Annotated in this window: 20 protein-coding genes; 10 read left to right on the top strand and 10 right to left on the bottom strand. The window is 42.4% G+C overall.

What is annotated here, in order from left to right:
• Positions 1-348 precede the first annotated feature (348 nt).
• Entirely contained in the window at positions 349-1971 is a 1623-nt protein-coding gene (locus tag H6G08_RS13825) for a tetratricopeptide repeat protein (protein WP_313941854.1), read from the top strand.
• Between the two features lie 446 nt (positions 1972-2417).
• Here H6G08_RS13825 and H6G08_RS13830 read toward each other — a convergent pair whose 3' ends face one another.
• The gene (locus H6G08_RS13830; protein ID WP_190543250.1) at positions 2418-2567 is read right to left on the bottom strand and encodes a hypothetical protein; all 150 of its coding nucleotides are present in this window, start codon (positions 2565-2567) and stop codon (positions 2418-2420) included.
• A gap of 205 nt (positions 2568-2772) precedes the next feature.
• Between H6G08_RS13830 and H6G08_RS13835 the strand changes: the two genes are divergently transcribed.
• Together H6G08_RS13835 and H6G08_RS13840 are read left to right on the top strand one after the other, a co-directional pair.
• Positions 2773-3342 carry a hypothetical protein gene (locus H6G08_RS13835; RefSeq protein WP_390625609.1) on the top strand — a complete coding sequence of 190 codons (570 nt, stop codon included), beginning with the start codon at positions 2773-2775 and terminating at the stop codon, positions 3340-3342.
• Between the two features lie 75 nt (positions 3343-3417).
• Positions 3418-4044: a Uma2 family endonuclease gene (locus H6G08_RS13840; RefSeq protein ID WP_190543256.1), complete on the top strand. Its 627-nt coding sequence runs from the start codon at positions 3418-3420 to the stop codon at positions 4042-4044.
• A gap of 137 nt (positions 4045-4181) precedes the next feature.
• Here the strand turns inward: H6G08_RS13840 and H6G08_RS13845 are convergent, their stop codons facing one another.
• Positions 4182-5162: a PRC-barrel domain-containing protein gene (locus H6G08_RS13845; RefSeq protein WP_190543259.1), complete on the bottom strand. Its 981-nt coding sequence runs from the start codon at positions 5160-5162 to the stop codon at positions 4182-4184.
• 58 nt (positions 5163-5220) lie between these two features.
• Entirely contained in the window at positions 5221-8892 is a 3672-nt protein-coding gene (smc, locus tag H6G08_RS13850) for a chromosome segregation protein SMC (RefSeq protein WP_190543261.1), read from the bottom strand.
• Positions 8893-9536: 644 nt separating this feature from the next.
• Here smc and H6G08_RS13855 point away from each other — a divergent pair.
• From H6G08_RS13855 to H6G08_RS13880, 6 genes are all read left to right on the top strand, one after another.
• Complete coding sequence (locus H6G08_RS13855) at positions 9537-9887, top strand: DUF433 domain-containing protein (RefSeq protein ID WP_190543264.1); 351 nt, start codon at positions 9537-9539, stop codon at positions 9885-9887.
• Entirely contained in the window at positions 9865-10227 is a 363-nt protein-coding gene (locus H6G08_RS13860; RefSeq protein ID WP_190543268.1) for a DUF5615 family PIN-like protein, read from the top strand. The genes H6G08_RS13855 and H6G08_RS13860 overlap by 23 nt, the downstream gene beginning before the upstream one ends.
• Positions 10228-10609: 382 nt before the next feature.
• Positions 10610-12772, top strand: a complete 2163-nt coding sequence (locus tag H6G08_RS13865; protein ID WP_190543271.1) for a glycoside hydrolase family 10-like protein — start codon at positions 10610-10612, stop codon at positions 12770-12772.
• 809 nt (positions 12773-13581) lie between these two features.
• Entirely contained in the window at positions 13582-14175 is a 594-nt protein-coding gene (locus H6G08_RS13870) for a COP23 domain-containing protein (RefSeq protein WP_190543273.1), read from the top strand.
• Positions 14176-14958 (top strand): S1 family peptidase, encoded by a 783-nt coding sequence (locus tag H6G08_RS13875; RefSeq protein ID WP_190543276.1) that lies wholly within the window; start codon positions 14176-14178, stop codon positions 14956-14958.
• Positions 14959-15105: 147 nt separating this feature from the next.
• Positions 15106-15996 carry a S1 family peptidase gene (locus H6G08_RS13880; RefSeq protein WP_190543278.1) on the top strand — a complete coding sequence of 297 codons (891 nt, stop codon included), beginning with the start codon at positions 15106-15108 and terminating at the stop codon, positions 15994-15996.
• An 83-nt stretch (positions 15997-16079) separates the two neighbouring features.
• On the opposite strand, the gene H6G08_RS13885 is transcribed toward H6G08_RS13880, so the two are convergent.
• The 5 genes from H6G08_RS13885 to trxA all read right to left on the bottom strand — a co-directional run bounded on the left by H6G08_RS13885 (position 16080) and on the right by trxA (position 20170).
• The gene (locus H6G08_RS13885; protein ID WP_190543281.1) at positions 16080-16778 is read right to left on the bottom strand and encodes a glutathione binding-like protein; all 699 of its coding nucleotides are present in this window, start codon (positions 16776-16778) and stop codon (positions 16080-16082) included.
• Positions 16779-16873: 95 nt separating this feature from the next.
• Complete coding sequence (locus tag H6G08_RS13890) at positions 16874-17563, bottom strand: SDR family NAD(P)-dependent oxidoreductase (protein WP_190543284.1); 690 nt, start codon at positions 17561-17563, stop codon at positions 16874-16876.
• A 173-nt stretch (positions 17564-17736) separates the two neighbouring features.
• The gene (locus tag H6G08_RS13895) at positions 17737-18402 is read right to left on the bottom strand and encodes a nitroreductase family protein (RefSeq protein ID WP_190543287.1); all 666 of its coding nucleotides are present in this window, start codon (positions 18400-18402) and stop codon (positions 17737-17739) included.
• Positions 18403-18507: 105 nt separating this feature from the next.
• Positions 18508-19623: an alkene reductase gene (locus H6G08_RS13900; protein WP_190543290.1), complete on the bottom strand. Its 1116-nt coding sequence runs from the start codon at positions 19621-19623 to the stop codon at positions 18508-18510.
• Between the two features lie 220 nt (positions 19624-19843).
• Positions 19844-20170, bottom strand: coding sequence for a thioredoxin (gene trxA / locus H6G08_RS13905; protein WP_190543293.1), 327 nt, complete (start codon positions 20168-20170; stop codon positions 19844-19846).
• Positions 20171-20250: 80 nt separating this feature from the next.
• Between trxA and H6G08_RS13910 the strand changes: the two genes are divergently transcribed.
• A complete protein-coding gene (locus H6G08_RS13910) occupies positions 20251-20604 on the top strand; it encodes an ArsR/SmtB family transcription factor (RefSeq protein ID WP_190543295.1) in 354 nt (117 codons plus the stop codon).
• A gap of 46 nt (positions 20605-20650) precedes the next feature.
• Here H6G08_RS13910 and H6G08_RS13915 read toward each other — a convergent pair whose 3' ends face one another.
• Positions 20651-21454 (bottom strand): creatininase family protein, encoded by an 804-nt coding sequence (locus H6G08_RS13915; RefSeq protein WP_190543298.1) that lies wholly within the window; start codon positions 21452-21454, stop codon positions 20651-20653.
• A gap of 506 nt (positions 21455-21960) precedes the next feature.
• Complete coding sequence (locus H6G08_RS13920) at positions 21961-22857, bottom strand: LysR substrate-binding domain-containing protein (protein WP_190543301.1); 897 nt, start codon at positions 22855-22857, stop codon at positions 21961-21963.
• Positions 22858-22897 lie beyond the last annotated feature (40 nt).

The raw sequence follows: 22897 nt of genomic DNA on the forward strand, positions 1-22897 counted from the left end.
AGAGGTTTCAATTTGGGAATGCGATCGCAATCTTAATCAGGTTTGTGTAGATTGGCGTTTTCGTACAGAAGATGCAAGAGTTAAGCTTTCAAAGATTTATCCAACCCAGCAAAATTAATGGGACAGACCACTAGTAGTCTGTCAATTTTGTTTTGAGGGGTTTTTGGTAGTGCGGGCATCTTGCCCGCGTGAGCGAGACGCTCACACTACTGTCCCTCATTTCAACCCTGATAGACTACTAGTGAAGGAGAAGAAGGAGGAAAATAGGAATGCCCAATGCCCAATGCCCAATGCCCCATCACCTGATATAATCTCATCAAAAGACTCGCAGAATTTTCAATGGACTGGATTACTTTACTGCGATCGCTACAGTCTGATTTTATTAAGAGGTTAACGTCTGGTTGTCTGCTTCATTGTGAAACAGAAGGTCAATATAGTGAGTTAACTATAATCTCTGGAGAGAGGTTAAAAGCACTCAGAGATTTTTGCTGGCTGATGGCTGAAAAATATAAACGTACTTCGCCAGTCCGGGATGTTTTTATTAGTAATTTAAAAGGGAAACTCGGTGAGGAAGTTGTTAAAGAACGTTTAGCCAATTTAATTACAGAAGTTGATTATGAAAAACGCTTTGGTGGTGATGGTAAAATTGATTTTACTTTAACTGCTGACCCGGCAATTGGAGTTGAGGTAAAATCGCGTCACGGCACTATTGATAAGGTGCGATGGTCGGTTAGTTCAGAAGAAGTAGAAAAAAATGCAGTTATTGTCTGTGTTTTAATCCAAGAAGAAGTGCATGAAGCGCAAAGCGAATATCATCTGTTTTTAGCTGGTTTTTTACCCACACAAATGATTAAACTCAAAAGGGGAAGAATTGCTTTTGGAATTAATCAATTACTGTATGGTGGTGGTTTGTATGCTTATTTAGAACAGTTACAAGGCGAACAACCAATTCAACAACCAGCGACAAATAATAATTATCATCCGCCGCAAGTTACAGCAATTAATCAAAATAATCATCAGCTAACTAAGCTGTTTACATATCCGAAAAAAGAAGAGGTTTTTTTAGAGCAAGAACCAGATTTAAATTTAATATATGTAAATCTAGGCGATAAATCTTTTGAGCAAGGCGAATCTGATAAAGCGATTATCAACTATAATCAAGCCTTGGAACTTGACCCTGAGAATGCAGAAGTTTATTACAAACGGGGAATGGTGCGCTATCACTTGGGAGATTACGAAGGTGCGATCGCAGATTATACTCAAGTTATCCAAATTAATCTCAATCATCCCAAAGCTTACCAGCAAAGGGGTTTAGCTCGTTATCAGCTAGGAGATTATCATTCAGCAATTGATGATTATACTCAAGCGATCAGAATTAATCCCCATGTAGCCGTGACTTACAGGAACCGTGGTGATGCTCGTTCTCATTTAGGCGATCGTCAAGGAGCTATTGAAGATTATTCTCAAGCAATCAAAATTAATCCCCATTATGCCGTTACAGATAAAAATAGCAGTATTTCTCGCTATTTACTGATAGAACAACAAAAATTTACCCAAGCAATTAAAATTAATTCAAATGATGCGCTTGCTTATTATAACCGCGCCCAAGCCCGTGCTGATTTAGGCGATTATGAGGGAACAATTGCTGATTATACCCAAGCAATCAAGATTAATCCTAATTATGTGGATGCTTATTATAGTCGTGGTAACGCTCATTTTGACTTAGGCGATTATCACAATGCAATGAAAGACTATACTCAGGTAATTAAGCTCAATTCTCATTATGTTGATGCTTATTATAATCGCGGTCATGCTCGTTTTGGTATTGGCGATAAGCAAGGCGCATTAGAAGATTTCCGAAAAGCAGCAGATATTTATTGGAAAGAAGGAAAAATAGCCGAACACAACGAAGCTAGAGAAAAAATTTTAGATTTAGAAATTGAGGAATCTTTAGATATTTTAAACTTTTAATGATTAGATTTAGTTGGTCATTGGGCATTGGGCATTGGGCATTGGGCATGGGAAAGCGATATTTTCATGTTTATTTGTGAGATTATTTTATAATTGGCTGCCTTAAAAATAAGGACTAGAGAAGATAGATTTTTATTGGGGTGCATCCCAGTTTTTAAAACGCCCGCAGGCTGGAAGCCTGGGGCTATAAAGACAAAGCCTGCCTCCGCAGGCTATAAGTTTTTGAAGCCTGCGGAGGCAGGCTTTGTTTGTGTAGCAATACCCTTCTAGGGTATTGATTAAAAAAGTGGGATGCTCCCTTTTTATTGTTCTTGGTGAACGCAGTTTAGAGTCTCTTGTAAAAGTCCTAATTTCCGCGTTCTTCTTTGCGCCTTTGCGCCTACTCTGCGAGAACGGCTTCTCTACGAGACGCTGCGCGAACGCCGAATGCGTGAGCTTTCAACCTTCTAATCAACAAAGCCACAATATTTATACAAGAACTCTATTGCATTGATGTCGCGGTACAGTGGTTTATTGGGTGAAATTTGCGCGATCGCATGATAATTAACGGCAGATATACTGAGGACAGTGAGGAATATAAAACCGATTTTTCGCATATTTAAGTTATTTCCTCAGACTGTATCTGTATAAATTTTTAAATTTACAATTATCAGACTTATATCACAAAATAACAGTTCCTTGATTAGATACAATTTTGCAGATCGCTATTTTTTAAAACTATGGACAATTGGCGTAATTCAATACTAGAATTGGGCTAAAAACTTAAGTATTTACTAGTAAATAGGTGAGAGGATTGTGATGATAACCTTTGGTTTTAAATATTTCACTGCTGCTTGTACGGCAATTTTGCTAGCTAGTACTCACCATTTACCCGATCCGGCGATCGCATCTGTAAACAATCAGTCTCAGCAAATAGCCCAAAATCAAGCTCAAACAACTAATTCTGAACCTAATTTAGTATTTAGACCTATTTTAGCTAAAATCAAGCAAAAGAGCCGAATTCGTATATTATTACCCAAATTTATTCCTGAATCCGATGGCGTAACCAAAATTTACGCTATTGTCGAAAGCGCTACACAAAATAAATACGAAATTTTACTAGGTTTTAGTCCTGATTGTAATGGTGGAACGGCTTGTAGGTTGGGCGTTGTCACTGCGGAAGCTGTAACGCGGAAAACACCTCGCCTGAGCGGTAAAACTGTGAATTTAGCAAGGGGAATTAGGGGTTATTTTGTCGATGCTAGCTGTGGTGCGAATTGCTCAGATGCTACCTTGACTTGGCGGCAACGGGGAGTGCAATATACTGTAGGGTTAAAAGCAGGCGATCGCGCTTCGTTAATTAAAATGGCTAATTCTGCGATTAATCCCTAAATGTCGATGCAGTTGTGCAGTGGCTTGTTGGTGTAGATTTTAAGCAGATAGGAAGGCGATATAAAGGCGAAAAATATGATCCAAGCCTTACGCAAGCTAGTAACATTTGATGAGTTTGTTGCTCAATACCCAGACAACTCTGGAAAACGTTATGAACTGCATGATGGAGTAGTGGTAGAAATGTCCCAACCTACAGGTGAACATGAAGATGTTATTGGTATTTTGGGACTAGAAATATCTGTCGAGATTAAGCGGCTAAATCTTCCCTACTTCATTCCAAAAACTGCATTAGTCAAACCACCGGACAATGAATCGGCTTATTCACCAGATATATTAATTATTAATCGCTCCAATTTGGTAAATGAGCCACTGTGGAAAAAGCAATCTACAGTCACTCAGGGTGCATCAATTCCCCTGGTAATTGAGGTAGTCAGCAGTAATTGGCGCGATGATTATTTTACCAAACTAGGTCAATATGAAGCGGTAGGTATCCCGGAATACTGGATTGTTGATTATGCAGCGTTAGGTGGTAGGCGGTTTATCGGTAACCCCAAACAACCAACTATTTCGGTTTATTCTTTAGTTGAGGGAGAATACCAAGTTCAACAGTTTGTTCAAGAACAACAGATTATCTCACCAACTTTCCCCGAATTAAATTTATCTGCGTCACAAATTTTTGAAGTTGGCGGTTTGATAACTTAGCCACGAAAATGTTGGGTTTCGTTCCTCAACCCAACCTACGCATTTTAAGATGAATAAATTAAACCCCTCTTCACATAGGAAGAAGGGTTTAATTTTCAACTTAATTACGAATTACGAATTACGAATTACGAATTACTTTAATATCCTTCTTCTTCGTATTCTGGCTGTTTCTCTTTGACTTTCTTAGGAATATTCACTGGTTGGGGTTCATCTTCCCAAGCATCGCCTTCTACATCGTCGTAATTGTCGTATTCATCGACATAAGGCTTTTTGTAGGGTTGCGCTTCAAATTTTACAGGTTGTTGATACCTGTCTTTATCTGTCGCTTCACTCCAGTTATCTTCTTCGTCGTCTTCTTCGTATTGAATCGATTCGTATTGACGCGCTTGCATTACTTGGCGCTGGGGTTTTTCTTCTTCAATATAATCTTCGTCCCATTCTTCCCTGGCTACGGGTTCGGGGGTGCGGACTTTGGGCTTAGGTGGTTGTAATGGTACACCACTTGGGAGTTGATTTCCAGGGGCGACGGTACGCGGTGCGGCGTAGTATTCTTCATCAGCGTCTCGTTCCCAAGGTGCTTTACCAATACCCAGTCGCTCGAGAACGCCAACTGACAATTGGGTGGTTCTTTCTTCTGCACCTTCAAAGACAATCAATCTACTAGGCCCTGTACTGACGACTTCATCAATTGAAAGTTCGTAGGTACTTAGCACTTGTTCGGGAATTTGGGGTAATCCCAAGGAGGCGATGACTATGGAGTGGAGTTTACCATTTTCACCGTTGAATTTAAAGCCGCGCACTCTTCCTAATACTTCACCTGTTTCTGTAATTACTTCCCAGTTAATCAGGTTACTTAAGGTTTCAACTTCAATATCTTCAATTACGTCCTCGTTATCTACCAGGATGACATCGCCAATCTGGCTGATACTGCTCAGGTACATGTTGCGTGGTATACCAGAAATAGAGATCAGGCTGTCTCTCAAGCCAAGAGCTACAACCTCTCGTTGATCTATATCCACCCAGACTTGACTAACGATACCTACTCGCTTACCGTTGTCGCGGGTAATCACCTGAGTATTTAATATGTCGGAACGCCTAATTATCTGTTCAGAGGTCATTCTATACCGAGTCCTGATCTCGAATCCGGTTAATCTATACACTATTATTAACAAAAACTCAAGCAGATGTATGGTCGGCTGGCAATTTAATTCCCAAAACTTGGGTGTAAGCTCCCCGTGCTTGAGTAACGCCTATTGTGCGTTCGGCTGATTCTATCATCGGGCGGCGCAAACTCACAACTATAAATTGTGCTTGTTTAGCCTGTTGTTTAATCATTTTAGCTAATCGTTCTACGTTTGCCCCATCTAAAAACATATCAACTTCGTCGAAGGCGTAGAAGGGGGAGGGGCGATAGCGTTGCAAAGAAAAGATAAAACTTAAGGCTGTGAGGGATTTTTCACCCCCAGACATGGAAGCTAATCGCTGTACTGGTTTACCTTTGGGGTGCGCAACTAAGTTTAAGCCACTGCTAAAGGGATCTTCGGGATCGTCTAGTTGTAAGTATCCGTCACCTTCGGAAAGGGTGGCGAAAATTGATTGGAAGTTTTCGTTAACGGCGTCGAAGGCTTCTTTAAAGGCGCGTTGGCGTAATGTAGTAAAGTTTTCAATGCGCAAAAGTAATTCGGTGCGCTCTCCTTCTAGGGTTTCCAGCTTTTGCGTCAGTTCTTGCAGGCGGTTTTGGGTGCGTTCGTATTCTTCTAAGGCCAGCATATTTACTGGTTCCATTGCTTGCAGGCGTTTGGCAAGCGATCGCAATTCTTTCTGCAATTCTTCTAAGTCTACTTGATCTGGGACTTCTGGCAGTGGATCGGGTAATTCTGGCGCTAAGGTTTGCAGTTGTTCTCTGACGTTAACTAATTCCTCGCGCCGTGCTGTGAGGGTTTCTTGCAGTTTTTCTAGTTCCCATTCTAATTGTTGTTGCCGCAGGAGATGCGATCGCAGTTCTTGTTCGGTGCGATCGCGTTTTTGTTTCTCTTCCCCTAAATTCTGTTCCATCTCGCTCAATTTGGCGCGAGTTTCGGCAATTTGGCTGCTGAGGGCGCTATGTTGAGTTGTAATGGTTGCGAGTTGATTTTGCTGGGTTTCTTGCTCTTGCTGGTACTGGGTGATCCGTTCTTCCGCTTCTTGGATTTTCTCTTGTAAGCGTTGCTGCTGATTCTCTAAATTTCTTAATCTTTGTTCTGCTTCCCGTAAAGCTGTTTCCCGTTGTTGTAATTGTTGCTCTTGATTTTTAATGGTGGCTTGGATTTGTTGCCATTCGCTAGGGGTTTGGGAGGCTTCCAACTCTGCTAAAGTTTGTCGCAATTGTTGCAACTGATTTTCCTGTCCCGGTAATTCCCGATCCAAAACTTCCAAACGGGATTGTGCGGTGGCGAATTTTTCGCTATTTTGGGCTAATTGCGATCGCGTGTTTTCTAACTGCGCTGTTAAGGTTTTAATTTCTTTTTGCAGCTGTTCTAATTGAATTTGCTGCTCTCTTCTGGCTTGACGCGCTTCTGTCACTTGCTGCGATAAAGTTTTGGCTTTGGTTGCGAGAGTAGAAATCGCTTCGCCACACCGTTCTAAAACCTTCTCAATTTCCCCTAAACGTCTGCGTAATGCGGCGACTTCTTCCGGTTCTGCTGCTTCGCTGTTCCCAAACCGCAAAGATGAACGCTGGGTGTTACTACCGCCAGTCATTGCGCCACTAGTTTCTAATAATTCCCCGTCTAGGGTGACAATCCGGTATAAGCCGAGGTTTTTCCGCGCTTGTTCTAGGGTGGAGAAAATAACGGTGTTACCAAAGACGTAACTAAAGACATCTTTATAACGGCGATCGCATTCTACTAAATTCACCGCATAGTTAACGAAACCGCTAGCTAATCGGAGGGTAGCATCTTGGGTAAATCTCGGCGGATTAATTTTATTTAAAGGTAAAAATGTGGCTCTCCCGGCGCGTTTCTGCTTTAACAGTTCAATTCCCGCAGCCGCAACACCGTCATCTTCTACTACTATATGTCCCAATCTGCCGCCAGCCGCAATTTCTAACGCCAGTTGATAGCGGGGTTCAACTCTGCCTAACTGTACCACTAAGCCACACAAACCAGGCATTCCCGATTGTAAAATCACCTTGCTGGCTTGGGTTCCTTGAATTTCCTGCTGTGCTTGCGCTTGTGCTTCTAATTTATCTAACTGGCGCTGTTTTTCTCGCTGTTCTTGTAATAATCGCTTTTGCGTATCTTGTTGAATTTGCAGTTCTTGTTCTGTCGCAGCGAGATTTTGCGCGAGATTTTGAATTGGTTCGCTAGAACTATTAAATTCTGTTTCTAAACGACTACATTCGGCTTGTTTTGTCGCTAATTCTGGTTCTAAACTAGTTACGAGTTGAGTTTGTTCTTGAATTTGCTGCTGTAACTGATCGTTCCGTTCTCTCAGCGTCGCTTGTTCGGTGCGTTGGGGTTCGAGAGTTTGCAGCAGCGTTTCAATTTGATGGTTTAACGCCGTTTGTTGTTGTACCCAAGCTTCGGAAGCGGAAGCGATTTCCGTTGCTGCTTGGCGAGAAGTTTCTAAAGCTTGTTGCGTTTCATCCCGTTGTTGCTGACAATAAACAATCGATTGCCTTTCCACAACCTGAGTTTCTGCTATTTGTTCTAGGGAACGCTGATGTTGTTGAATTTCTTGCTGACTTTGCGCTTGGCGTTTCGTGGTTTCTTGAATTGCGGTTTCTAATTCGCTGCGCTGACGCTGGAGTTGCTTGTGTTCCGCTTCTTGGGTAGCTAGGGTAGATTGTACAGCTAATAATTCCTCTTCACCCAAAGCTTTGACATGGGCGTTGAGTTGATCTAATTCAACAGTAGTTTGCTCAATTGTAGTATTGAGGGCGGTGAGTTCGGTAGAAAGTTCTACGGATTTGCGATCGCCATTTTGAATTTGGTTAGCTAATTTTTCCTGCTGTGCTTGGAGGGAACGCCAAGATAACACCGCTTCCCAAGATTGCTTTGCTAAATACTCAGCGCGGAGTTTTTGATATTTCTCCGCTTTGGCTCGGTCTTGCGACAAGCGATCGCGTTGTACAGTTAATTCAGTTTCAATAATCCGACAACTGTCTTCCTTTTCCTTCACCTCATCTAAAGTCGCCTTCGCTTGGTGAATTTTGCGATCAAACGCCGCTACTCCCGCCAATTCGTCAATAATTTCGCGCCGTTCCCTGGCGTTCATCGAGATAATACTGGTAACGTCCCCTTGCAATACGACGTTATAACCTTCAGGATAAATCCGCAGGGTTTCTAAAGCTTCATGTAATTCCGTCAGCGTGCAAGAAGCACCATTAATATAGTAATTCGATGTATAAGTTCCTTGATAAGTCACCCGCAGCTTTCTGGTGACACTCCACTCATTCGAGGTTTCTGGGTTAGGAAGCTTAGAATTTGCCTTATTTTCTTCCGTTTCCTCGATTTCCTCGCTTTCCTCAACTTCTACAACTTCTACATCCTCTAAACTGTCTTGCACTGTTGGCTTGGTATCATTAATCGAAACCGCATCGCTAATATCAAAAGTCACCGTCACACTAGCTTCCACAGTCGCGCGACTTTTCGCCGTTTGAGTATTATTAACCAAATCAGGTAAGCGATCGGCACGCATTCCTTTAGAACTAGCCAATCCCAGACAAAACAGTAGCGCATCGAGAATATTCGATTTACCAGAACCATTCGGCCCAGATATTACAGTAAACCCCCCCAATAAAGGAACTTGGGTGGTACCGCCAAAGGACTTAAAGTTGGTAAGTTCGACGCGCTTGACATGAACCATAGGCGCTCTTTAGCTAGGCTAATGAAGTAAAAGTGTAGCAAGTAAATTTAGATTGTCTACTAATTCCGCTAGAGAATTTAGGATTTATCTATCCCAACAACAGTCAGGAGAGTTTAGCAGCATTGCCGATAAATTGGTATAGTTTTACGCAATTTTTCGCCATAGCTATTTCCGTGAGGAAGCAAACTCTGCAATTTGAACAATTGTACTAGCGTGAATATAGCAGTCTTAACTTATATCATGTTTGACGAAATAAATGTTATTGGATGAATATTTTATTTTTATACAAATACCTGAGAGTGAGCATTGCCCATCATATCTGGTTTGTGGTGAGTATTAAACCGCCGAGACGCCAAGTACGCCTTCTGTGCAAGAGGCTTCCGCCAACGCGCAACGTCTCCCAAGGAAAGAATAATTCGTAGAGTGTGCGTAAGTCCTAAATTTTTAGTAATGTTATTTGGAGAGATTGGGGAATTCTGTAAAATTATCTTACAGCTATTTTCAGGTAAATAAACCACGCTGTAGGGGCACGGCACCGACAATCTTTTGGTACATACAATAATTTTACTGGTGCCGTGCCCCTACGACAGGTGTGGTTCAAATAGGTGAAAACTGCTGTAAGTTGTTAGTTAATCAGATAAATTATGCTACTTGAAGACTACTTTGATTTTCAGCGTCCTGATGATATTCGACTAAAAGGTACAAGAGTAGGAATTGAAACTATTCTTTATGAATTTATCCACCGGAGTCGGACGCCAGAAGAAATTGCTGAAAGCTATCCTTCATTAACTTTAGAACAGGTATATGCAACTATTCTTTATTACCTACATAATAAAGAAGCCGTCAGCGCCTACATGACTGATTGGTTAGAGTGGAGTCATAAAATGCAAGAAGAACAACGACGCAACCCGCCGCCAGTTGTCGCCAAATTGATAAAATTCAAAGCTGAAAGAGAAGCTATGAAAAAAGCAGATGACTCTCAACTATATTCTTGATGAAAATGTCGATAAACTATATTTACGACAATTTCGACAACGTAATCCTAATTTAATCATGTGGGTAGTTGGAGATCCAGGCGCTCCACCTAGAGGGACGCTAGATCCAGAAATATTATCTTGGTGTGAGGAACACAACTTTATTTTAGTTACAAATAATCGTAAATCTATGCCTGTACATTTGGCTGAACACATCGCCCAAGGGCGGAATATACCAGGCATTTTTATTTTGAGTGATAAATTAACTATTGGTCAGACTATTGATGAATTAGTTGTAATTGCTCAAGCATCTTTTGACAATGAATATCAAAACCAAATTGTACATTTACCATTGATTTAGACAATTACTCTAGATTGAAAATGGGCATTGGGCATCCTTTCGGCTTCGCTCAAGGCGAGTGGGCATTGGGCATTGGAAATAATTTCGGATTTGCGCTTTTAAATTAGATATTAATCTAAAATCCAAAATCGTTCGACTGAGCGCTCACGACGAAGTCTAAAATCTAAAATTCCTTGTCCCCTGCTCCTGTGCGAAGAAGAAAGTCCCTTAGCTGGCGTTAGCCTACCAGTGGCGGTGGTAAGCACAGAATTATGATTAACTACGAAAATTCCCCCCTTACTCCCTGCTCCCTGCTCCCTTGCTCCTCAATTCACCCGCGATCGCCTTTCTGTTGCTAAATTAACAAAGTAGAATAAAAAATCACAGCTAGGTGCAATCCACAATGGTATCTACTTCTACATCATTCTCGGATATCAAAAACCATTGGGCACGCTTATTTATTGAAGCTTTATCAGCGCGTCGTATTTTAAGTGGGTATCCAAACGGGACTTTTCGTCCAGATAACTCAGTAACTCGTGCAGAATTTGCTGCCATTATTAAGAAAGTATTTACAGTAGCGCAAAAGCGCCAATATGTGCCTTTTACTGATGTCCCTACTAGCCATTGGGCTTTTAGTGCGATTCAGCAATCCTATGAAACAGCATTTATCAGTGGATATCCCGATCGCACTTTTCGCCCTAATAATAGAATTGCCCGGGGCGATGTCTTTGTTGCCATAGTCAATGGCTTAGATATTGCCACGAAAATTAAACCCGATTTGGTAAATAAGCTGTCGCAATTTTATCAAGACGCCAATGCGATCGCTGGTTATGCGAAAAATCAAGTAGCTATTGCTACAAGTGCTGGTTTAGTAGCCAGCTATCCCAATATCAAATTACTTAACCCCAATATCGCCGCCACTCGCGGTGATGTTGCAGTGATAGTCTATCAAGCTTTAGTTTACCTGGGGCAAGCAGAGAAAATTACCTCTACTTATTTAATCGCGCCACCCACGCCAATCCCCTCATCAACGCCAATACCAACACCCGCACCAGTACCAGTACCAGTACCAGTACCAGCACCCGCACCCGCACCAGTGCCAGTACCAGTACCAGTACCAGTACCAGCGCCAGCACCAGCACCAGCACCAATACCAATACCAACGCCAACACCAGCGAATACGGTGAGGGTAAATCATCAACGGGAGTTTCGCGGTGTGTGGGTAGCCGCAGTTTGGAATGGTAATTGGCCTTCTAAACCGGGATTACCGACTGAACAACAAAAAGCAGAATTAGTTGCCATTATCAAACGATTGCAGCAACTTAACTTTAATGCGCTAATTTTGCAGGTACGTCCCGAAGGAGATGCGCTGTATGCTTCGACTTTAGAACCTTGGAGTGCTTGGCTTACAGGAACTCAAGGGAAAGCACCAGATCCATTTTATGACCCCTTAGAATTTGCGATCGCCGAATGCCACAAACGCAATATTGAACTTCATGCTTGGTTCAATCCCTATCGCGCTAAAACCTCTATTAGACAAGGAACAAACGTCATTCCTCACATAGCCGTCACTAATCCCCAGGTTGTTTATCAATGGGGTAGTCAGCTATGGATGGACCCGGGAGTGCAAATAGTCCAAGATAGAGCTTATAATGTCATTCTCGATGTTGTGCGCCGTTATGATATCGATGGCGTTCACTTAGACGATTATTTTTACCCTTATCCCATATCCGGTCAAAATTTCCCCGATAGCAAAACCTACGAAACTTATCGACAAGCTGGCGGCGGATTGAATATCGGTGACTGGCGCAGAGAAAACGTCAACCTCATGGTGCTACGCCTAGCTGAAGGCATTAAAGCTGCCAAGCCCCATGTTAAATTTGGCATCAGTCCCTTCGGTATTTACAGACCCGGACAACCAGCAGGAATTACTGGCTTAGATGCCTATGATGTTCTGTATGCCGACGCAAAGAAATGGTTAGAACAAGGTTGGATTGATTACATCGCCCCTCAACTTTACTGGCGTACCGACCAAGCACAACAAAGTTATACCGCCTTACTCAGATGGTGGACGCAGGTAAATACTAAGCAAAAACACGTTTACGCTGGTAACAATTTAACTGAACCCAGTAACAAGAGCCGGGAGAGTGAAGAAATTGAAAAACAAGTAGTATTTAGTCGTAGCCAAACGGCAAACTTGTCTTTAGGAAATATCTTCTTTAATCTCGATGTCTTGATCCAAAACAGTCAAGGTATCGCTGATAAATTTCAAACTCAGCTTTATGCCAAACCTGCCATAGCGCCAATTATGCCTTGGCGCGACACCACACCACCAACACCCCCCACCGCATTGCAATATGTCAACGGTAGACTTAATTGGCAACCTGGGGATAATCAACCAGTTCGTTCTTGGGTACTGTATCGCCAAGCGGGAGAAAATTGGGAGATTCAGCGCATTTTATCTGCTGGTACTAACTTTGCGACAGTGGGGGCAGGTACCTATGCAGTCTCCGCAGTGAATAGGTTAGCAACTGAGAGTTTAGGCGTGGTAATTACAGTTAGTTAATTTTTGCAATCTACATCTGCAAATTGATATTATTTATGTAACTTCCCGTCATCAAATTGATGACGCGGAAGTTTTTTAATATGGGAGTAATTCGTCACAGATATAAGACTAATTAAAAAAAAGAATGCAACAAATTGTAGGGGCATGGCAATGCCATGCCCTCTAGAATATATTAATATATCGCTAAAAATATTAGTACATTCATAAGTCTATATACCCTTTTTATGGGAGCATCCCAATTTTGACGCAATACCCTCAAGGGTATTGCTATACCAACAAAGCCTGCCTTCGCAGGCTATCAAACTTTTAGCCTGCGAAGGCAGGCTTCGTATTTGTAGCCCCACCCTTATAGGGTGAGGGCGTTTTTGCACATTTGGGATGCTCCCCTTTTTATAGCTAAGTAATTAGCTGGAAATTTTCAATTATTCAAGACTAAGGATGGTAATTCATTCTTGATATAAATACTTACAGCATATTTCAGGTAAATGAGGTACGCGCTTCGGGGCATGGCAGTGCCAGTGCCCCTACAATCAACGATAATCTGTACCTTACTAACTGGCAATCTGCTGTAATTCATGAATACTAATAAGCAAATTTTGACGATTAGATAATTATAATTGCCAAAATTGTGCGGAATTGACTATAATTAATGGAACAATTCATTTTTGCTGATTATCGCAATTGCGTTGCAATTAGTTGGAGATTTTGGCTGATAATTTGGCAAAAAATGAGATGAATTGAAAATTGGGGAATCCTTAAAAAAGAATAAAAAGCTAACTTTATTTAAATTTAAGGAGTATAGCATCACGATGAAACTGCAATCATTAACAACAGTTTTCACAGTAGGTGCGATCGCATTTGGGGCTACTGTTTCTCTACATCAACCAAGCTACGCCCAAGCAAGAGGATTTTATTGCGATCGCACTACAGGCGTACCCGTGACAGTGTACCAAACTTACTCCGGTGCGAGGGAACCTTGGATTCGCTGGACTTCTAATTATTTCACACAATCAGGCTACGACCCAGTACAGCGTTGTGAAGAAGTCAGTGCCAGATTAGAAACATATCGACTTAGCAGAAAGCTGAGATTTATTACTGTTGGCATTATGAATGGGCAAAGGGTTGTCTGTACTGCTAGCAGATTTAATGGACGTTGTGAAGGCTTGATATTTACCCTCAAACCCCGTGAAGATGGGGTAAGAACCCTAAATAATCTCTTAGCATGGCGTGATGGACAAGCTGGTGCTCCATCCCTCTATGAAAGTGGTACAGTACCTTATATAGATGTGAGCGATCGCTTAGGACAAGATACTAACCCTACACCATCGCCTACTCCGAGCAATGTTGAGCCAGTACCATCCCAACCGCAACCGGATGGAGGACGTAGCGGAGAGTTCAATTAAATGTCCCTTAGTGGTTGGTTATTATTGGGGCTGATCATAAATTTAGCGAGCGCTCAATTTGATTTGCCAGTCCAGCAGAGTACTATTGCCCAAACAGTCCCTAAATATTCCCTCACAACTCCCACCGAGACAGAGAAGATTCAAAAATTAGCACAACAGACTACTGTGCGCATCCTCACCGCCAATGCTTCCGGTTCTGGTGTGATTGTGCAGCATCAAGGACAAATCTACACAGTATTAACCAGCTGGCATGTAGTCGCTTTTAGCGATCGCCATACAATTATCACCCCTGATGGTCGTCGTCATACTCCATCGCGCCAACCACAGCAACTAGGTAATAGCGATTTAGCAATTACTCAGTTTCGCAGTAATTCCCGCTATCAAATCACAACAATTAGCACTGAACCTGTAAAACTGGGAGAGCCTGTATTTGCAGCTGGCTTCCCCATGTATCAGGGACAGAGTTTAGCCACTACTTTTAACCAAGGTATCAAAGTATTCCGCTTTACCAGTGGCGAGATATCAGTCTTACCCCCAAAATCTCTCGCGCAAGGTTATCGCTTAGGTTACACAAATGATATTGCTGTAGGTATGAGCGGCGGCCCGATTTTTAATGCTAGTGGCTTGCTAATTGGAATTAATGGACGGTTGAAAAACCGCGATCCAAATTTTGGTATGTATACCTTTGAAGATGGTACAGAACCACCAATAGGATTGTTACCACAAATACTTAGTTCTAGTTGGGGAATTCCTATTACTAATTATTTGCAGTTTCATAACTAGATTGAAAGTGGGCATGGGGCATTGGGCATTTTGTAGAGACGCGATTAATCGCGTCTCTACAAGTTGTCTTCTCTTTCATACAAGGCGATGAAAATTGTTTCATCGAGACTGCCTTTTTTGATAATTTTCACCTCAGAGTAGTTAATTATGAATTTCAGTTTTTCTCGCTTTAACTCTGTGCCTGGGTTACTAACAGGAACAGCAGTAGTAGCAGCCATAGTAATTAATCAACCTGCATCTGCCAAAACAGCGAAAGAAGTAGCGCAAATTGCCGTCCCTACAACAGTAAGAATTGATAATTCATTAGGTAGTAATTATGGTGGTTCTGGGGTAATTATTAGTAGAGATGGCAATACTTATACTGTATTAACAGCAAATCATGTAGTTAAAAGTGCAAATACTGAATACAGCATTCGCACCAGCAAAAATAAAACTCATAACGTTATTTCTGTGCAAAATTTGCAGAGAAATGATAGCGATCCAGATTTAGCAATTGTGAAATTTGAAAGTACAGAAGAGTATCCTGTTGCCCCAATTAGCAATTCTGATAATGCGGGAATTGGTACAGGTATTTATATTTCTGGTTATCCCATGTCTATTGAGAATAATAACGACCGAGAATATGAGTTTACAAAAGGACAAATTACCAGCCGTCCAGAAAGCAAGCCTCAAGGTTATACCATGCGTTATGATGCGGTGACGCGACGAGGTATGAGTGGTGGCCCGGTATTTGATGTGAGCGGGCGTGTGGTAGGAATTCACGGCCAAGGCGATCGCGATGGAGTAATTAAAAATGAGTCTGCTACCGGCGGAGAGATAGAAATCAAAACAGGCTTTAACGCAGCCGTTCCAATTAATACATTCAAGGAAGTCATTTCTCAATCGGGCGTACAAGTTGCATTCCAAGAAGATAATTCCCAAGCTGAAAATGTGGAAGCAACCCAACCAACAAAAGCTGAAGTCAGAAGTTGGGCGCAAGATTTTGCCGCCGGAGTAGTTAACACTATTATTGAGAGGGTGATTCCTCGTTTTTGGTAAGAAAAAACTGAATACCAATTTGAAAAAAGAATGCGCCAGATTGTAGGGGCATGGCATTGCCATGCCCTCTAAAATATCCAGGATTAACGTTGAATAGTCTGGGCAGATTGATTAAATAATAAATCCCGTGACTTCTCAATATCTAATGCCTGATTTTTAAATGCTTCCGCTTTTTCATAAGCGCGAATTGTCGCCGGACGAGCTTTAATTGCCTCAAACCAACGCTTTAAATTCGGAAAATCTTCTAAATTTTGACCTTGATTTTCATAAGGTACAATCCAAGGATAAGCGGCAATATCAGCAATGGAATAATCGCCTGCTACAAATTCTCTATCTGCCAATCTTTTATCTAATACTGCATACAATCGCCCTGTTTCTTTAACGTAGCGATTGATAGCATATTCAATTTTTTCTGGTGCATATTGGCTAAAGTGGTGATTCTGTCCCGCCATTGGCCCTAAACCGCCCATTTGCCAGAATAACCACTGTAAAACCTCAGCACGGTGGTGTAAATCTTGAGGAATTAACTTGCCGGTTTTTTCTGCTAGATATAACAGAATTGCACCAGATTCAAAAATAGAAATTGATGTGCCGCCATTGGCAGGTTCATTATCAACAATTGCTGGGATACGATTGTTAGGTGAAATCTTTAAAAACTCTGGCTTAAATTGGTCACCAGTACCAATATTTATCGGAATAATATTATAAGCAAGTCCAACTTCTTCTAAGAAAATTGTGATTTTATGACCGTTGGGTGTTGTCCAATAATATAAGTCAATCATGGTAGGTTCTCCTGATTTTGGGTATTGGGCATTGGGTATTGGGCATTGGGCATTGGGCAGAGACGCGATGAATCGCGTCTCTACAATTGTGTTCCTTAAAAACGCTCAACCCAAGGACGTAATTCTACTTCCCATGTCCAAGCGCTGCGGGGTTGATTTAAGATGTTGAGGTAAGTTTGAGCGATCGCATCTGGATCGAGAGTACTATCTGGGTTATCTGCTGGATCTTGCCGTTCTGCGGCACGAATTACACCATCAATGACAAAATGCGCTACGTGAATATTCTTAAGTGCTAATTCCCTGGCAATGCTTTGAGCTAAACCTCTCAAGGCAAATTTACCCATTGCAAACGGTGCAGATTGCGGGTAACCTTTAATACTCGCGGAAGCTCCGGTAAAAAATATCGCCCCTCCTCCTTGCTGTAACATTCTTTTAGCAGCAGCTTGGGCAACAAGAAACCCTCCATAAGCAGTAATTTCTAAAGTCTTAGCAACTTCGCTAGGTTCGAGTTCAATTAAAGGCCCTCGTACTCGAAAACTGGGATTGTAAACAACTACTGTCGGAGTACCAAGTTGATTTTCAACATCGCTAAATAACTGGTTTACTTCCTCTGGTTTTGCAGCATCAGCAGCGAAGCTAACTGCACCTATTTCATTACTCAGCTGTGTCAGTTTCTCAATGGTGCGAGCTGCTAGGGCGATTTTCAGTCCTGATTTGGCAAATAAACGGGCAATAGAGGCGCTTAATCCATTACCTGCTCCGACTATTAAAGCTGTTTTTGGCATAGGTGCAATTTTCCTTGACGGGTGAAATTTGATGAGCTAGGGAAAAATGTTAAACCTGCAATGAGCCAGCTATGATGAAGCGAACCACGCGCCAAAAAATAAAGGATTGTTGAATGTTGACTGTTGACTGTTAACAGTTAACCGTCAACAGTCAACTTTATTATCGCTAAGAATTACCCCTGATAAGCATTACCGATTCTGTCTACAGATACGTTAGCAGATAAAGGTAAACGACCAGGATTAAGGCGTGGTTCTGCGGCATAGCCAACAGGTACAATAACTGCGATCGCTAAATCTGGATCTTCTGCTGCACCAATTACTGCTTTCACTTGATCCTCAATCCAACCATTCATAAAACAGGTGGATAATCCTAAGCTTTCGGCTGCAAGTACTAAATGGGTAGCAGCAATGATTGCATCTTTGATCGCATATTCGCGTCGCTTGTCTCCTAAACCAGCTTGGAATTGCGGGATAGCATTTTTAAAATAGTTGACTGTACCTTCATTCCAGGCACCAGTTTTCAGTGCTTCTTCGTAAATTGGGGTTAAATCTTTTTCTCCAGCATTCGGATCGGCTGCAAACACAAATGTCACGGGTGCTTGGATAATTTGTTTTTGATTCCAAGACGCAGCTGCTAAAGCTGCTTTTTGTGCTTCATCTTGCACCAAAATAATTTGCCAAGCTTGGATATTAAAACTACTAGGTGCGGCTACGGTTAATTCTACTAGTTGCTTGAGTAGTTCTGGGGCTATGGGGTCTGATTTAAAAGTCTTAATAGAACGACGCTGAACAATAGCAGTGGGTACATCTAGGATTTGAGTAGGTGCGATCGCGCTCATGAGATTCTCCTGATTGTTGAAGTTGCTATCCAGTGATAGCGATTCTTATTATCGGTCTAAATGCTTTTTTGGTGTAAAAGGTTGCCACCCATTACGCCAAAGCAATTATAAACTCACGGCTGGTTCGTTTGCAGGCGACCAAAAAGGATAATCTGTATATCCCTTTTCCCCGCCACCATAGAAGCTTTCAGGAATTGGCTGATTTAAAGGTGCATTTAAAGCCAAACGTCGCGGTAAATCGGGATTAGCAATAAATAAAGTGCCAAAAGCGATTAAATCAGCTTGTTGATTCGCCAAAACCGCATTACCTTTTTCCGCCGTATAACCACTACAGACAATAAGTGTTCCTGTATACCTTTCTCTGAGATAATCCGTTGGTACTGCTGTTCCGCCATGTCTGATATCTGCGTCTGTGGATTCAATCAGATGCAGATAAGCTAAATCAAATTGGCTCAATACTTGCGCTGTATATCCAAAAGTTTCTAAAGGATTAGAGTCACGCATATCGTTAAATGTCCCGCTAGGGGAAAGGCGAACTCCTACCCGTTTACTATCCCAAACGCTGGTAACAGCCTCGACAATTTCTCGTAAAAACCGGACGCGGTTCTCAATACTACCGCCATACTCATCTGTTCTTTGATTCGTACCATCACGGAGAAACTGGTCAATTAAATAACCATTAGCTGCATGAATTTCGACGCCATCAAACCCCGCCGCTAGAGCATTTACTGCTGCTTGACGGTACTGTTCCACAATCACCGGAATCTCGGAAGTTTCCAAAGCGCGGGGAGTAACAAAAGGTTTTAATCCTTCAAAAGTTAATGCTTGACCTTCTTGAGGTGCGATCGCTGAAGGTGCAATAGGTAATTCGCCATTTGGTTGCAAATCAGGGTGAGAAATCCTGCCTACATGCCACAGTTGCAGAAAAATTCTACCACCCTGTTGATGTACAGCATCCGTTACCAACTTCCAACCCGCCACCTGTTCTGGTGAATGAATTCCTGGTGTATTTGGATACCCCTGTCCTTGGGGTGAAATTTGAGTTGCTTCTGCAATAATCAATCCAGCCGAAGCACGTTGCACATAGTATGTAGCATTTAACTCATGTGGTACATTGCCCTGACCGGCTCTTTGCCTAGTCAAGGGAGCCATAACTATGCGATTGGGCAGTTCTAAGTCACCCAATTGATAAGGAGAGAACAAGTTAATACTATTATTCATTGCTCAAATTTTGAGTATAAACAATTCAGCCATAGTTTGGGAAGGAAGCAGGGGTGCAGAGGAAGCAGAGGAGGCAGAGGAGGCAGAGGGTGCAGAGGAAGCAGAGGGTGCAGAGGGGGTAAATAAATCAATGCCCAATGCCCAATGCCCAATGCCCAATGCCCAATGCCCCATGCCCCATGCCCAATGCCCCATGCCCCATGCCCCATGCCCATTAACTTTAAGAAATATACTGCGCTAACGTCTTGGCTAACGTGGTTTTAGGCACCGCACCCACAACCGTATCGACTTGTCGTCCACCCTTAAATACCATTAACGTAGGGATACTCCGAATACCATAATGGCTGGCAACAGTAGGATTTTGATCTGTGTTCAATTTCACTACTTTTACCTGTCCATCGTATTCGCTAGCGACCTCATCGACAACCGGAGCTACCATTCTGCAAGGGCCGCACCAAGGTGCCCAAAAGTCAACTAGGACAGGAACTTGGCTTTCTAGAACTTCTTGCTTAAATGTGGCTTCCGTGACACTTGTAACGGATGACATAATTGTCCTCCTAATTTAATTCTATTATTCGATATTATCGAATAAGTAAAATATAAGCCATTTTATGAGATAGTGCAACTATGAGATTTTTGTATCATCCAGACCGAAAAGATATAACATTAGCGGGAGTGCTATACGCCTTAGGCGATCCGGTGAGGCTAGAAATTGTGCGGCTGTTAGCTACCAAGGGGGAGCAATGCTGTGCGGGGTTTGATTTTGCGATCGCCAAATCCACAATGTCCAATCATTTTAAAATTTTACGGGAGTCAGGCGTAGTACTGACCCATAAAGAAGGAACGCAGCACATCAACCAATTGCGGCGAGAAGATTTAGAAGCCAGATTCCCCGGATTACTAGATGCAGTCTTGCAATCAGCCCAACCATTAAATATTTGTGCCACAGCAGGTAAGCAGGTATTGGGGCATAGGGTATAGGGCATAAGGGGGACAAGGAGGATAAATGAAAATTGTAGAGACGCGATTAATCGCGTCTAATTGGTTGAAAGTGATAAATGTCACGTATGACTTGTACCCAGCCATCGGAAAGGGATTCGAGAATGCGATCGCCTTTTTCTTTGGTAGCGGTTGTAGCATCGCCAATCACACCAGTTTTACTGATATCTTTTGTTACCCAAGCTACGGGTAATTGACCTTCCCAACTCAGCAATGTACTTTGTGGTTGTTCTGGTGGATACTCAGCGACAACTTTATCAAGTTTTACTTGCTCCGGTAACAGTGCCAACATTAAACTCGTTTCCGCATCACCGGCGTGCATACCTAACTTAGCTTCTTTAGGAGTTAGCAATTCCTTGGTAATATTAGGCGCACGCCAGGTAAACAAGGGAAATACCGATAAATCACCATATTTAACATGTAAATCCCGCGCCGCCATTTGCATAACTTGCGGCTGTCCCCCGTGGGAGTTCATCAAAACTAATTTTCTAAATCCAGCCCGGTAAATACTTTCTCCCACCTCCATAATTGTGGCTGTGAGAGTTTCTGTACTCAAGGTAATAGTGCCGGGAAAATGCCAATGTTCGTTAGATTTACCATAGTTAATACTGGGCAAGGCATAAGCCGGAATGCTAGAGTCAAGTTTTGCCAAAGCTTTCCCCAACACCCCAACCCCAATAGCCGCATCCACAATTAGCGGCAAATGGGGGCCGTGTTGTTCAATTGCACCTACAGGTTGAATAATTACTACATTTTCCTTATTTGGCATCTCTTGGATATCAGTCCAACTCAGGTAAGGAAAAAAGCGTTCTGGGGGTATGAAGCTATGCATTTGATTAATCTCGCGTCCTTTTTATCTTACCTGCGGGCAGGGGGACAAGGGGGACACTTGTACAGACGCGATTCATCGCGTCTCTGCCCAATGCCCAATGCCCAATGCCCAATGCCCTATGCCCAATGCCCAATGCCCATTTTCCACCAAGTTTAATTTTTTTGGAAAATGTGATCTAGAATACCGACTATAAATTGAACGGATGATATCGTTTAGTTGTGTGTGAGGAGCAAGTTAAAACGAAAAACACCCGGGGTGGAAACACGGCAACACTCCCAGGTGTTTTTTGTTTCATATACAAGAAATATATTTTACAAAGAATAAGCAAGGCAATCGCGACATTTAACTTCACCAGGACTTAAGCAAAAATTGCCAAAAAGCTTAATTTATGGAACCGCCCTTCGGGTTCAGCAGTTCGCAATCGACGCAAAGCGCCAAGACTGCGGCTGCTTCACCAAGACGCCAAGAACGCCAAGAGTTCATAGAGTGTGCGTAAGTCCTATTCACTAAATTTGAGAGTAGGTTAACTCCCGAATTACCTTGAGAAATTCCTGTAAAACGGGCGATGAATCTTCTCGTCGCCAAACAACGACAATCTCGCGAGAGAAATCAGCACCTTGGATTGGGCGATAAACTACGCCTGTACGTTGTAGATTTTGCACGTTGCTAGGTAACAGTGCAACTCCCATACCGCCAGCAACTAAACTGAGAACAGTAATTGTCCAAGTTGCTTCTTGGACAACTTTAGGGAAAAAACCAGCTTGCTGACAGAGGTTAATAATTTCTGTATAGGAAGGGACAATTTCTGGGGAAGGTAGCACAAAAGGTTCGTTAGCCATCGCAGCGAGAGGAATTTCTGCTAGATTGGCGAGGGGATGGCTAGCGGGTAATGCAATCACTAAGGATTCGCGGACAATGGGTAAATAACTCAAGTGAGAATCTTGTTGATGGGAATGGGATAAACGATCGAATGCGACATCGAGACGACGATTGAGGAGTTCTTGAATTTGTTCGGAACCTGTGAGTTCGCGCAATATAAGTTTGACATGGGGAAAGCGATCGCGAAATGTGCGCAACATCTCCGGAAGCACGCTATTAGCCACAGAACTATTGGTTCCGATGATTAACTGGCCAATTTCGCCGCGACTCGCCCTTTGCGTTTGAAAAATCGCTTGTTCTAGTTGATTTAAAACTAATCTCGCTTCTTCTAAAAATACTTGTCCTGCAGATGTAAGTTGTAAAGGGCGCTTTTTGCGATCGAATAATTTAACACCAATTTCGGCTTCTAAAGCGCTAATCTGTTGACTGAGGGGAGGTTGCGCTATATGCAGACGTTGAGCTGCGTAGCTAAAGTTTTTTTCTTCAGCCACAGCAATAAAGTAGCGCAAATGTCGAAGTTCCATCGCTTCCCCAAACCACTATTATTTTAGGACTTATGCAAGT

The sequence above is a fragment of the Calothrix anomala FACHB-343 genome (genome assembly GCF_014696435.1).
Taxonomy (GTDB): Bacteria; Cyanobacteriota; Cyanobacteriia; order Cyanobacteriales; family Nostocaceae; genus Aulosira; species Aulosira anomala_A.